This is a genomic window from Pseudomonas sp. BN505, from assembly GCF_029873175.1.
In the GTDB taxonomy this organism is placed as follows: Bacteria; Pseudomonadota; Gammaproteobacteria; order Pseudomonadales; family Pseudomonadaceae; genus Aquipseudomonas; species Aquipseudomonas putida.
Genome location: NZ_SSOI01000035.1, coordinates 1 through 12,349 on the forward strand (window position 1 = coordinate 1; position 12,349 = coordinate 12,349).

A 12,349-nucleotide genomic window follows, 5' to 3' on the forward strand; every position below is an offset into this window, starting at 1 on the left:
CGCTCCGGGGTTCCCTCACTCCGGCCTCGCTCCCGGGAGGACCGCGCTGCAGGCCCCATCCTGGGGCCCAGCGCTTGACGGGCATCCATGCCCGTCACCTCCCTCCGCAAGGCCTGCGTTCGGCCTCCTGAAGTCGCGAAGATCAAAAGCAAGATCAAGAGCCAGATCAAAAGCAAGATCAAAAGCAGGATCAAGAGCAGGATCAAGAGCAGGATCAAGAGCAGGATCAAGAGCAGGATCAACAGCCAGATCAACAGCCGGAGCAAGATCAAGCGCATACGTCGCGGCAACACCCGCTTCGATTGACGCTCAGGGTGCAACCCTCTAACCTTCGCGCGTGTTTCAGGTGCCCTGCCAGCCCCCACTGGGCAGGGTGAAACTGGGAAGCCGGTGGGCGCCAGCATGGCGCGATTCCGGCGCTGCCCCCGCAACGGTAGGTGAGTAGAAGGCCGCGCAGGGCCACTGGATGCCAGCATCCGGGAAGGCGCGCAGGCCTGGGCCAAGGCCCGCTCACAAGCCCGGAGACCGGCCTGGAACTGCCAACGGCATCACGGAGGGTGATGCGCGGTGCACCGTGGCGCCCTGCCATGGCCCTGCGCGTTCTCCGTCTGCCTGCCTATTACCTGTCGCCACGCCTTGCCGTGGTGCCAGCCTGCGGAGAACCCTTGATGAGCGAACCCACCGAACGCGACGAACGCCACCTGGCGCGCATGCAGCGCAAGAAGGCGGTCATCGATGAACGCATCGCCAATTCCCCCAACGAATGCGGCCTGCTGCTGGTGCTGACCGGCAATGGCAAGGGCAAGAGCAGCTCGGCCTTCGGCATGCTCGCGCGCGCCCTGGGCCATGGCATGCAGTGCGGTGTGGTGCAGTTCATCAAGGGCCGCAACAGCACCGGCGAAGAGCTGTTTTTCCGCCGCTTCCCCGAGCAGGTACGCTACCACGTGATGGGCGAAGGCTTTACCTGGGAAACCCAGGACCGCCAGCGTGACATCGCCGCCGCCGAAGCCGCCTGGGCGGTGTCGCGCCAGTTGCTGCAGGACCCAAGTGTGCAGTTTGTGGTGCTGGATGAGCTGAATATCGCCCTCAAGCACGGCTACCTCGACCTGGACCAGGTACTGTCCGACATCCAGTCCCGTCCGCCCATGCAGCACGTGATCGTCACTGGCCGCGCTGCAAAGCCGGAGATGATCGAACTGGCTGATACCGTGACCGAGATGGGTATGCTCAAGCACGCCTTCCAGGCCGGTATCCGCGCACAGAAGGGCGTCGAACTGTGAGTCAATCGCGCCACTGCCCCGCCGTGTTGATTGCGGCACCGGCCTCTGGCCAGGGCAAGACCACTGTCACTGCTGCCCTGGCCCGCCTGCACCGCAACCTCGGGCGCAAGGTGCGGGTGTTCAAGTGTGGGCCCGATTTTCTGGACCCGATGATTCTCGAGCGGGCCAGTGGCGCGCCGGTGTACCAGCTGGATTTATGGATGATCGGTGCCGAGGAAAGCCGCCGCCTGCTGTGGGAAGCGGCCGGCGAGGCCGACCTGATCTTGATCGAAGGGGTGATGGGGCTGTTTGATGGCACCCCGTCCAGCGCCGACCTGGCGCGCCACTTCGGCGTGCCGGTGCTTGCGGTGATCGACGGCACGGCCATGGCCCAGACCTTCGGCGCCCTGGCCCTGGGCCTGGCGCGTTACCAGGCCGACCTGCCGTTCGCCGGCGTACTGGCCAACCGGGTGGGCAGCCTGCGCCACGCGCAACTGCTCGAAGGCAGCCTGACCGAAGGGCTGCGCTGGTATGGCGGCTTGTCCCGCGAGCGGGGCATCGAGCTGCCCAGCCGCCACCTTGGGCTGGTGCAGGCCAGCGAGCTGAACGACCTGGATGCCCGCCTGGACGCCGCAGCCGAGGCGCTCGGCGCCAGCTGCGACGCAACCTTGCCACCGCCGGTGACTTTTGCCGAACCCGAACCGCAAGCGTGCGCTGCCTCGCTGGCTGGCGTGCGCATTGGTGTGGCGCGGGACGAGGCGTTCGCCTTCACCTATGGCGCCAACCTGGAACTGCTGCGCAACCTGGGTGCACAGCTGGAATTCTTCTCGCCGCTGCATGACCGTGAACTGCCGGTTGTGGACAGCCTGTACCTTCCGGGTGGTTATCCCGAGCTGCATCACCACGCCCTGGCCGCCAATGCGCCGATGAGCGAGGCAATTCGTGCCCATCATGCCCAGGGCAAGCCGTTGCTGGCTGAATGTGGCGGCATGCTATACCTGCTCGATGCCCTGACTGACGTAGCCGGTGAGCGTGCCGAACTGCTCGGCCTGCTGCCCGGCGAGGCGACCATGCAGAAGCGCCTGGCGGCCTTGGCCTTGCAGGCGGTGGAGCTGCCGGAAGGTACCCTGCGCGGTCACACCTATCACCACTCGCTGACCAGCACGGCGCTGGACCCGATTGCCCGGGGCCTCAGCCCCAACGGTGGGCGTGGCAACGAAGCGGTGTATCGCCTGGGCCGGTTGACGGCCTCCTACGTGCACTTCTACTTCCCCTCAAACCCCTATGCGGCGGCGGCGCTGTTGCGACCATGAGCGAACACGCTTACAGCGACGCCGAACGCGCCGCGATCTATCGCGCCATCGGCGAGCGCCGTGACATGCGCCATTTCGCCGGTGGCCAGGTGGCGCCGGAGCTGCTTGGTCGGCTGCTGGCGGCCGCGCACCAGGCACCGAGCGTCGGCCTGATGCAGCCCTGGCGGTTCATCCGCATTACCCAGCGTGACTTGCGCACCCGCATCCAGGCCCTGGTGGAGGCGGAGCGGCTGCGCACCGCCGAAGCATTGGGCGAGCGGTCGGATGACTTCATGAAGCTTAAGGTAGAAGGCATCAACGACTGTGCCGAGTTGCTGGTAGCGGCCTTGATGGACAACCGCGAGCCGTACATCTTCGGCCGTCGCACCCTGCCGGAGATGGACCTGGCCTCGCTGGCCTGCGCTATCCAGAACCTGTGGCTGGCGGCCCGTGGCGAAGGGCTGGGCATGGGCTGGGTGTCGCTGTTCGACCCCCTGGCGCTGGCGGCACTGCTGGGCATGCCTGATGGAGCCAAGCCGGTGGCGGTGTTGTGCCTGGGGCCAGTGACCGAATTTTACCCGGCCCCCATGCTGGTGCTGGAAAACTGGGCCGAAGAACGGCCCTTGAGCGAGCTGCTGTACGAAAACCAATGGGGAGAGCGCCAATGAGCGTGGCCTTGCTGACCATGGCCGGGGTGGCCCTGGATGCCTTGCTGGGCGAACCGCAGCGGCGCCACCCGCTGGTGGCCTTCGGCAATATGGCCGGTAACCTCGAGCGCCGCCTGAATGCAGGTGGCCGCGGCTGGCGTAGCCACGGCGTCAGTGCGTGGTTTCTGGCAGTGGTGCCGCTCACCCTGGTGGCGCTGATCCTGTCCTGGCTGCCCTATATTGGCTGGCTGGTGGATGTGCTGGCGCTGTACTGCGCCCTGGGCCTGCGCAGCTTGGGTGAACATGTGCTGCCGGTGGCCAACGCCTTGCGCCAGGGCGACCTGGAAGAAGCGCGGCGCCGCGTCGGCTACCTGGTCAGCCGCGAAACCCGCGAGCTGGACGAGCCCGCCGTGGCCCGGGCCGCCACCGAGTCGGTGCTGGAAAACGGCAGTGACGCGGTGTTCGCCGCGCTGTTCTGGTTTGTGGTGGCCGGTGCGCCGGGCGTGGTGTTGTACCGCCTGAGCAACACCCTGGATGCCATGTGGGGGTATCGCAACGAGCGCTTCGAGCGCTTCGGCTGGTGCGCGGCGCGCATTGATGACGTGCTCAACTATATTCCCGCAAGGCTTGTGGCGCTCACCTACGCACTGCTGGGCAAGACCCGCCTGGCTCTGGCCTGCTGGCGCAAGCAGGGCCCGTTGTGGGACAGCCCCAACGCCGGGCCTGTGATGGCCGCCGGTGCTGGTGCGCTGGGGGTAGAGCTGGGCGGCCCGGCGGTTTACCACGGCGAACTGCATGAGCGGCCACGTTTGGGTGATGGGCCGATGGCTGACGCCGATGCCATCGAGCGTGGCTGGAGCCTGGTGCAGCGCGGCGTGTGGCTGTGGCTGTTGTTGATCTCCCTGGGGGCTTACGTCAATGCTTGAACACGGTGGCCGCCTGCTGCGTGCGGTGCAGCATTACGGTATCCCTCGCGAGCAGTGGCTGGACCTGTCCAGTGGCATCGCGCCCTGGCCATTCCCGATTCCGCCGATACCCACTGATGCCTGGGCCCGCCTGCCAGAGACCGAGGACGGCCTGGAAGAGGCTGCCCGTGCGTATTACGGCGCCCGCCAGTTGCTGCCGGTGGCGGGCTCCCAGGCGGCGATCCAGGCGTTGCCGCTGCTGCGTGCGGCTGGCCGGGTAGGGGTGTTGACGCCGTGTTATGCCGAACACCCGTACGCCTGGCAACGGGCGGGGCATCAACTGGTTGAGCTGGATGAGGCGCAGGTCGAGGCAGCACTCGACAGCCTCGATGTACTGGTGCTGGTTAACCCCAACAACCCGACCGGGCGGCGGGTGCCGCGTGAGCGCCTGCTGGGCTGGCATGCCCGCCTGGCTGCCCGTGGTGGCTGGCTGTTGGTCGATGAGGCGTTCATGGACAACACCCCGGCGGATGGCGTGGTCGATTGCGCCGAGCGCCCGGGGCTGATCGTGCTGCGCTCGTTCGGCAAGTTCTTTGGCCTGGCCGGGGTGCGCCTGGGCTTCGTCGCCGCCGAGCGCAGCCTGTTGCTGCGCCTGGCCGAGCTGCTTGGCCCGTGGACGGTCAACGGGCCAACCCGGGTGCTGGCCCAGGCCAGCCTGGCCGACAAGCCTGCCCAGCGCATGCAGATAGAACGTTGCGCTGCCGCCAGCCAGCGCTTGGCCACATTGCTTTCCAGTAACGGCCTTGCGCCCAGCGGTGGCTGTGACCTGTTCCAGTACGTGCGCAGTCAGCGCGCCGTGCAGTTGCATGGCTTTCTCGCCCGCCGCGGCATCCTGGTGCGCTTGTTCGAACACCCACCGGCCGTGCGCCTGGGGCTGCCCGAATGCGCGGCGGACGAACAGCGCCTGGCCCAGGCCCTGGCGGACTATCAAAAGGAATCGGCATGACCACCCTCATGGTGCAAGGCACCACCTCCGACGCCGGCAAGAGCACGCTGGTAACTGCCCTGTGCCGCTGGCTGTTGCGCCAGGGCGTTGGCGTGGTGCCGTTCAAACCACAGAACATGGCGCTGAACAGCGCGGTGACTGCCGACGGCGGCGAAATTGGCCGCGCCCAGGCGGTGCAAGCGCAGGCATGCCGGCTGGCACCCCACACCGACATGAACCCCGTGTTGCTCAAACCCAACAGCGATACCGGCGCCCAGGTCATCATCCACGGCCGTGCGGTCACCAGCATGAACGCGGTGGCTTACCATGACTACAAGGCCATCGCCATGCAGGCGGTGCTGGCTTCGCACCAGCGCCTGAGTGCCGCCTGGCCGGTGGTCATGGTCGAAGGCGCGGGGTCGCCGGCGGAGATCAACCTGCGTGCCGGCGACATCGCCAACATGGGGTTTGCCGAAGCGGTGGACTGCCCGGTGATCCTGGTCGCCGACATCAACCGCGGCGGTGTGTTCGCGCACCTGGTGGGCACGCTGGAGTTGCTGTCGCCCAGTGAGCAGGCGCGGGTCAAAGGCTTTGTCATCAACCGCTTCCGTGGTGATATCGCCTTGTTGCAGCCGGGGCTCGACTGGCTGGAGCAACGCACCGGCAAGCCAGTGCTGGGGGTGCTGCCTTACGTCACCGACCTGCACCTGGAAGCCGAAGACGGCATCGATGTGCGCCAAGGCGCCAAGACCGAGCGCGTGCTCAAGGTGATCGTCCCGGTACTGCCGCGCATCAGCAACCACACCGACTTCGACCCGTTGCGCCTGCACCCGCAGGTCGACCTGCAGTTCATTGGCCCGGGCCAGCCGATCCCGCCTGCCGACCTGATCATCCTGCCGGGTTCCAAGAGCGTGCGCGGTGACCTGGCGCAGTTGCGCGAGCGCGGTTGGGACAAGGCCATCGAGCGGCACCTACGCTACGGTGGCAAGCTGATCGGGATCTGCGGTGGCCTGCAAATGCTTGGCCGCGACGTGCATGACCCGCTGGGTCTCGAAGGGGCTGCAGGTTCAAGCCCGGGGCTGGGCCTGCTCGATTACGCCACGGTGCTGGAAGCCGAGAAGCAACTGCGCAACGTTGCCGGCACGCTGAACCTTGAAGCAGCACCGGTTGGCGGCTATGAAATTCACGCTGGCGTCACCACCGGCCCTGCCTTGGAGCAGCCCGCCGTGCAGTTGGCCGATGGCCGCTGTGATGGCGCTGTCAGTGCCGATGGCCAGATCCTCGCCACCTACCTGCACGGCCTGTTCGAGGGCAGCCAGTCGTGTGCTGCGCTGCTGCGCTGGGCTGGCCTGGAGGATGTGCAGAGCATCGATTACGAAGCCCTGCGCGAACGCGACATCGAGCGCCTGGCCGATCTGGTGGAAAAGCACCTGGACACCGCTCACCTGCGCCAACTGTGCGGGGTGGCCTGACATGCGCAGCCTGATCCTCGGTGGCGCCCGCTCCGGCAAGAGCCGCCTGGCCGAACAGCTGGCCAGCGCCAGCGGCCTGCCAGTGACCTACATCGCTACCAGCCAGCCGCTGGACGGTGAAATGAACGAACGCGTGTCGCTGCATCGCCAGCGCCGTCCCGCAGACTGGGGGCTGATCGAAGAGCCGCTGGCCCTGGCGGCAGTACTGCGCGCCGAAGCGGCCGAGGGGCGCTGCCTGCTGGTTGACTGCCTGACGTTGTGGTTGACCAACCTGCTGATGCTCGAAGACGACCAGCGCCTGGCCGAAGAGCGTGATGCCTTGCTGGCCTGCCTGGAACAATTGCCTGGCACCGTCATTCTGGTCAGCAACGAAACCGGCCTGGGCGTCGTGCCCATGGGCGAGCTGACCCGACGCTATGTCGACCTGGCTGGCTGGCTGCACCAGGCCGTGGCCGAGCGCTGTCAGCGCGTGGTGCTGACCGTGGCCGGCCTGCCCTTAATGCTCAAAGGAGCTGCACTATGACTCAAGCCTGGTGGCGCGACGCCTGCCAATCCCTCGACAACGCCGCCATGGACCAGGCCCGCGCCCGTCAGCAACAGCTGACCAAACCTGCCGGTTCACTCGGCCAGCTGGAGGGCCTGGCCATCCAGCTGGCGGGCCTGCAAGGGCGTGAACGGCCAACCCTGGACCAGGCTGCCATCAGCATTTTTGCCGGTGACCACGGTGTGGTCGAAGAGGGTATCTCGGCCTATCCGCAGGCGGTCACCGGGCAGATGCTGCGCAACTTCGTCGGCGGTGGTGCGGCGATCAGCGTGTTGGCCCGCCAGCTGGAGGCCAGCCTTGAGGTGGTCGATCTGGGTACCATCGACCCTCATCTGGAACTGCCTGGCGTACGCCACCTGCGCCTGGGGGCCGGTACGGCCAACTTCGCCCGTCAGCCAGCGATGACCGAGGGGCAGTTGCACGCTGCCTTGCAAGCCGGCCGCGACAGCGCCTTGCGTGCCGCCGAACAGGGCGCGCAGCTGTTCATCGGCGGCGAGATGGGTATTGGCAACACCACGGCCGCCGCTGCCTTGGCCAGCGTCCTGCTAGGCTGCCCGCCTGCTGAACTGAGCGGCCCGGGCACCGGCCTGGACAACGCTGGCGTGCGGCACAAGGCCGAGGTCATCGAGCGGGCGCTGAGCCTGCATGGCCTGCAGGCCGCAGACCCATGGCAGGCACTGGGTTGTGTCGGCGGTTTCGAGATCGCGGCCTTGGCCGGGGCCTATATCGGCTGCGCGCAGGCGGGCATCGCCGTGCTGGTGGACGGCTTCATTTGTAGCGTTGCCGCCCTGCTGGCGGTGCGCCTCAACCCGCAGTGCCGGGCGTGGTTGCTGTTTGCCCATCAGGGCGCGGAGCCTGGGCACAAGGCTTTGCTGGATGCATTGCAGGCTGAACCGCTGTTGGCGTTGGGCCTGCGGCTGGGCGAGGGCAGTGGTGCTGCGCTGGCCGTGCCGCTGTTGCGCCTGGCCTGTGCGCTGCACGGGCAGATGGCGACCTTTGCCGAGGCCGCCGTGGCGGACCGCCCGGCATGATCCTCGACCTGCTGCGCCACGGTGAAACGGAGCAGGGCGGCCTGCGCGGCAGCCTGGACGATGCCCTCACCGACAAGGGCTGGGCGCAGATGCGCAGCGCCGTGGCCGAAGCCGGCCCGTGGCAGGTGCTGGTCAGTTCGCCGCTGCAGCGCTGTGCGCGTTTTGCCGATGAACTGGGTGGGCAGCTTGATTTGCCTGTGCAGCGTGAACCAGGTTTGCAAGAGCTGCATTTCGGTGACTGGGAAGGCCGTAGCGCGGCGCAGATCATGGAAGACCAGGCGGATGCGCTGGGGCGCTTCTGGGCGGACCCGTACGCCTACACCCCGCCCAATGGCGAAGCGGTGCAGGCATTCGCCGAGCGCGTGCTGGACGCTATCGAGCGTTTGAGCCGCCAGCACGCAGGTAAGCGGGTGTTGCTGGTCACCCATGGCGGTGTGATGCGGTTGTTGCTGGCCCGGGCGCGAGGCTTGCCCAAGGAGCAGTTACTCCAGGTTGAAGTCGGGCATGGGGCGCTGCTGCGGTTGGTGATGGGTGGCGACGGTCAACTGGCCGAGGAACACTGAGATGCTGCCGTTCTGGATTGCCTTGCAGTTCCTCAGCAGCTTGCCCGTGAGCCTGCCGGGCATGCCGGAGCCGCGTGAGCTGGGGCGTTCGCTGTTGTTCTATCCGCTGGTCGGGCTGTTGTTCGGGCTGCTGCTGTGGCTGGCCAGCCTTCTGCTGCAGGGGACGCCAGCGCCGTTGCATGCGGCTTTGCTGCTGACGGTGTGGGTATTGCTCAGTGGCGCCCTGCACCTGGATGGCCTGGCCGACAGCGCCGATGCCTGGTTGGGTGGTTTCGGCGACCGTGAGCGCACCCTGCAGATCATGAAAGACCCGCGTAGCGGGCCGATTGCCGTGGTCACCCTGGTGCTGGTGCTGTTGCTGAAGTTCTGCGCCTTGTGGGTGCTGGTGGAGCAGGGCATAGGGGCGCAATTGCTGCTGGCTCCCTTGATTGGGCGCGCGGCGATGTTGGGCCTGTTCCTCTGTACCCCTTATGTGCGGCCTGGCGGGTTGGGCCAGGCGTTGGCCGAGCACTTGCCCCGGCGTGCAGCCGGGTGGGTGCTGCTGGGCAGTGGGCTGTTCTGCCTGGTCTTGGGCGGCTGGGTGGTAGTGCTGGCGCTGGCCATGTTTGCCTGGCTGCGGCACCTCATTTGCCGACGTCTGGGTGGCACTACCGGGGATACAGCGGGTGCGCTGCTTGAACTGCTCGAACTGGGCGTCGTGCTTGGGTTGGCGCTCGGCCTGTGATAACGCTCAAAATCTGAAAGCATGTACGCGCTTTATTGGAGCGACTGTCTTGTGCTGCCTGCTCTGGCCCCATCGCCGGCAAGCCAGCTCCCACAGGTAAGGCGTATTGCTTGAAGCCGAGGCGGTCAATGCGGGAGCGGCTTCAGCCGCGAACACCGGCAACACCGGTGGCATGAACCGCGCAGCTTCCTTGCGGCTGGTAACCTTCAATTGTGAAACCTCTTGCAACACTCATGATGCGGGTATATACACGTATCCATGCTGACCAGTGAATGCATCTGTACCCATCTGCGTCGTGCCGCCCGCGGGGTGAGCCGGCATTACGACGAGGCCCTTGCCGGCTTCGGGGTCAATGTTGCGCAGTTTTCCCTGCTAAGGCACCTGCAGCGGCTCGATCGCCCCAGTATCACTACCTTGGCCGAGGCCATGGGCCTGGAACGCAGTACCCTGGGCCGTAACGTGCGGGTGCTGGAGGCTGAAGGGCTGGTGGCCCTGGCTGATGGCGACGACCAGCGCAACCGCGTGGTGCTGCTGACCGAGGCCGGAACGCAGCTGCTGCGTGCTGCCCACCCGGCCTGGGAACAAGCCCAGATCGAGCTGGTGGAGCGGTTGGGCGCAGGGCAGCGGGATGAACTGGTGCGTTTGCTGGACCAACTGGCTTGAATTGATACGACTATAAGCGGGTATATACCCGCAAAAACCTTGCGATGTGCTGGAGATAACGACAATGACTTCGGTGTGGCGAACCAGCGGGTGGGTATTGGTAGGGGCGGCTTTGATTCTGGCGTTGTCTTTGGGTGTGCGGCACGGCTTTGGTCTGTTTCTGGCGCCGATGAGCGCTGATTTTGGCTGGGGCCGTGGGGTGTTCGCCTTTGCCATTGCCTTGCAAAACCTGATCTGGGGGCTGGCGCAACCGTTCGCCGGTGCCTTGGCCGACCGTATGGGGGCGGCGCGGGTGGTAATCATCGGCGGTATTCTTTACGCCGCCGGCTTGATCCTCATGGGCATGGCTGATTCTGCCTGGTCGTTGTCGCTCAGTGCCGGTTTGCTGATCGGCATCGGCCTGTCCGGCACATCGTTCTCGGTCATCCTCGGCGTGGTCGGGCGTGCGGTGCCGGCAGAGAAGCGCAGCATGGCCATGGGCATTGCCAGCGCCGCCGGTTCGTTTGGCCAGTTCGCCATGCTGCCGGGCACCCTTGGCCTGATCCAGTGGCTGGGGTGGTCCGCAGCGTTGCTGGTGCTGGGCCTGATGGTGGCGTTGATCGTGCCCTTCGTTGGCATGCTGCGTGACCGCCCGCTGCCCAGCCATGGCGCCGAACAGACCTTGGGCCAGGCGCTGCGCGAGGCGTGCTCGCATTCCGGCTTCTGGTTGCTGGCGCTGGGTTTCTTCGTGTGTGGTTTCCAGGTGGTGTTCATTGGCGTGCATCTGCCGGCCTACCTGGTTGACCAGCACCTGGCCGCGACCACCGGTACTACGGTGCTGGCGCTAGTCGGCCTGTTCAATATCGTGGGTACGTTCACGGCTGGCTGGTTGGGTGGTCGCATGTCCAAGCCGCGCCTGCTGACCGGGCTGTACCTGCTGCGTGCGGTGGTGATCGTGTTGTTCCTCTGGGCGCCGGTGAGTGCTTTCAGTGCCTACCTGTTCGGCATCGCCATGGGCCTGTTGTGGTTGTCCACGGTGCCGTTGACCAATGGCACCGTGGCTACATTGTTCGGGGTGCGTAACCTGTCCATGCTCGGCGGTATCGTCTTCCTGTTCCACCAGCTGGGTGCCTTCCTCGGTGGCTGGTTGGGCGGGGTGGTCTATGACCGTACCGGCAGCTACGACCTGGTCTGGCAGATTTCCATCCTGCTCAGTCTGTTGGCCGCTGCCCTTAACTGGCCCGTGCGCGAACGGCCGGTTGCGCGCCTGCAGGCACAGGCCGCATGAACCGCTACCTTGCCCGCGGGTTGCTGGCCTTTGGCGCGCTGGTGCTGCTGGCGCTGGCGTGGTGGGGATGGCACAAGGGTGGGATGGCATTGATGCAACTGGGCATGAGTGTTTGTTAGGCGCTACCCTGCAAGCTCAAGGGTTGTCTAGCAGGAGAAACGAATCATGCGTGCTCATTGGTTGACATTGCCGTTGTTGGCCGTGCTTGCCAGCGCTTCGAGCTGGGCTGCCGATTGCCCGGCGTTATTGCAGGGCAGCCTGCCGGAATTGCGTGGCAAGGGGCAGGTCGACCTGTGCCAGCGCTTTGCCGGCAAGCCTTTGGTGGTGGTCAACACGGCCAGCTATTGTGGGTTTGCACCGCAGTTCGAGGGGCTTGAGGCGACGTACAAGGAGTATCACGAGCAAGGCCTGGAAATGCTTGGTGTGCCGTCCAATGACTTCAAGCAGGAAGATGCCGACAGCGAGAAGACTGCCAACGTTTGCTATGCCAACTATGGCGTAACCTTCACCATGACCAAGACGCAGGCCGTGCGGGGCAAGGATGCGATACCGCTGTTTGCTGAGTTGGCCAGCCAGAGCAGTGCGCCGAAGTGGAATTTCTACAAGTATGTTGTCGATCGCAAGGGCAAGGTGATCGGTGACTTCTCCAGCCTCACCAAACCGGATGATCCGGAATTCCGCGCAGCCATCGAGAAGGCCATCGCTTCGCAGCAGTAATCGGGCTGATCTTGATCTTGATCTTGATCTTGATCTTGCTTTGGCTTCTAAGCGCGCGGAAGTTCAGGCGACGCAGATTGCGACTTCAGGAGGCCGAGCGCAGGGCTTGCGAAGGGAGGTGACGGGCATGGATGCCCGTCAAGCGCTGGGCCCCAGGATGGGGCCTGCAGCGCGGTCCTCCCGGGAGCAAGCCCGGAGCGAGGGGACCCCGGAGCGCAGCGTAGGGGCCGGATGATGGGAGCGGACGGTTTTTGGTTCCTTTTTGCCACGACAAAAAGGG

Annotated in this window: 15 protein-coding genes and 1 riboswitch; of the genes, 14 read left to right on the top strand and 1 reads right to left on the bottom strand. The window is 65.7% G+C overall.

Translation table 11 applies throughout. The annotated features are described in order from the left end of the window. Window positions 1-278: hypothetical protein (locus E8E78_RS11105; RefSeq protein WP_280312773.1), on the bottom strand; the 278-nt coding region annotated here is incomplete at its 3' end. Between the two features lie 49 nt (window positions 279-327). Beyond that, window positions 328-549, top strand: a riboswitch (cobalamin riboswitch). Between the two features lie 119 nt (window positions 550-668). Here E8E78_RS11105 and cobO point away from each other — a divergent pair. From cobO to E8E78_RS11175, 14 genes are all read left to right on the top strand, one after another. Then, a complete protein-coding gene (gene cobO, locus E8E78_RS11110) occupies window positions 669-1,280 on the top strand; it encodes a cob(I)yrinic acid a,c-diamide adenosyltransferase (protein WP_041167845.1) in 612 nt (203 codons plus the stop codon). Next, entirely contained in the window at window positions 1,277-2,572 is a 1,296-nt protein-coding gene (locus tag E8E78_RS11115; RefSeq protein WP_049275753.1) for a cobyrinate a,c-diamide synthase, read from the top strand. The genes cobO and E8E78_RS11115 overlap by 4 nt, the downstream gene beginning before the upstream one ends. Beyond that, window positions 2,569-3,219 carry a 5,6-dimethylbenzimidazole synthase gene (bluB, locus tag E8E78_RS11120; RefSeq protein ID WP_049275751.1) on the top strand — a complete coding sequence of 217 codons (651 nt, stop codon included), beginning with the start codon at window positions 2,569-2,571 and terminating at the stop codon, window positions 3,217-3,219. Before E8E78_RS11115 ends, bluB begins: the two co-directional genes overlap by 4 nt. Continuing rightward, window positions 3,216-4,124, top strand: coding sequence for an adenosylcobinamide-phosphate synthase CbiB (gene cbiB, locus E8E78_RS11125; RefSeq protein ID WP_156860047.1), 909 nt, complete (start codon window positions 3,216-3,218; stop codon window positions 4,122-4,124). The genes bluB and cbiB overlap by 4 nt, the downstream gene beginning before the upstream one ends. After that, window positions 4,117-5,109 carry a threonine-phosphate decarboxylase CobD gene (cobD, locus tag E8E78_RS11130; protein ID WP_280312778.1) on the top strand — a complete coding sequence of 331 codons (993 nt, stop codon included), beginning with the start codon at window positions 4,117-4,119 and terminating at the stop codon, window positions 5,107-5,109. Before cbiB ends, cobD begins: the two co-directional genes overlap by 8 nt. Continuing rightward, window positions 5,106-6,560 (top strand): cobyric acid synthase, encoded by a 1,455-nt coding sequence (locus tag E8E78_RS11135; protein ID WP_084967568.1) that lies wholly within the window; start codon window positions 5,106-5,108, stop codon window positions 6,558-6,560. Before cobD ends, E8E78_RS11135 begins: the two co-directional genes overlap by 4 nt. A gap of 1 nt (window position 6,561) precedes the next feature. Further along, window positions 6,562-7,083, top strand: coding sequence for a bifunctional adenosylcobinamide kinase/adenosylcobinamide-phosphate guanylyltransferase (gene cobU / locus E8E78_RS11140; RefSeq protein WP_049275748.1), 522 nt, complete (start codon window positions 6,562-6,564; stop codon window positions 7,081-7,083). Then, entirely contained in the window at window positions 7,080-8,135 is a 1,056-nt protein-coding gene (gene cobT, locus E8E78_RS11145) for a nicotinate-nucleotide--dimethylbenzimidazole phosphoribosyltransferase (RefSeq protein ID WP_280312783.1), read from the top strand. The genes cobU and cobT overlap by 4 nt, the downstream gene beginning before the upstream one ends. Then, window positions 8,132-8,698, top strand: coding sequence for an alpha-ribazole phosphatase family protein (cobC, locus tag E8E78_RS11150; protein WP_197899555.1), 567 nt, complete (start codon window positions 8,132-8,134; stop codon window positions 8,696-8,698). The genes cobT and cobC overlap by 4 nt, the downstream gene beginning before the upstream one ends. A gap of 1 nt (window position 8,699) precedes the next feature. Next, window positions 8,700-9,422: an adenosylcobinamide-GDP ribazoletransferase gene (locus tag E8E78_RS11155; RefSeq protein ID WP_049275744.1), complete on the top strand. Its 723-nt coding sequence runs from the start codon at window positions 8,700-8,702 to the stop codon at window positions 9,420-9,422. 258 nt (window positions 9,423-9,680) lie between these two features. Further along, window positions 9,681-10,085, top strand: a complete 405-nt coding sequence (locus E8E78_RS11160; RefSeq protein WP_016501092.1) for a MarR family winged helix-turn-helix transcriptional regulator — start codon at window positions 9,681-9,683, stop codon at window positions 10,083-10,085. Window positions 10,086-10,158: 73 nt separating this feature from the next. After that, entirely contained in the window at window positions 10,159-11,352 is a 1,194-nt protein-coding gene (locus E8E78_RS11165; RefSeq protein WP_162465328.1) for an MFS transporter, read from the top strand. Continuing rightward, the gene (locus E8E78_RS11170) at window positions 11,349-11,471 is read left to right on the top strand and encodes a hypothetical protein (protein ID WP_258655568.1); all 123 of its coding nucleotides are present in this window, start codon (window positions 11,349-11,351) and stop codon (window positions 11,469-11,471) included. The genes E8E78_RS11165 and E8E78_RS11170 overlap by 4 nt, the downstream gene beginning before the upstream one ends. A gap of 46 nt (window positions 11,472-11,517) precedes the next feature. Continuing rightward, the gene (locus E8E78_RS11175) at window positions 11,518-12,069 is read left to right on the top strand and encodes a glutathione peroxidase (RefSeq protein ID WP_049275742.1); all 552 of its coding nucleotides are present in this window, start codon (window positions 11,518-11,520) and stop codon (window positions 12,067-12,069) included. Window positions 12,070-12,349 lie beyond the last annotated feature (280 nt).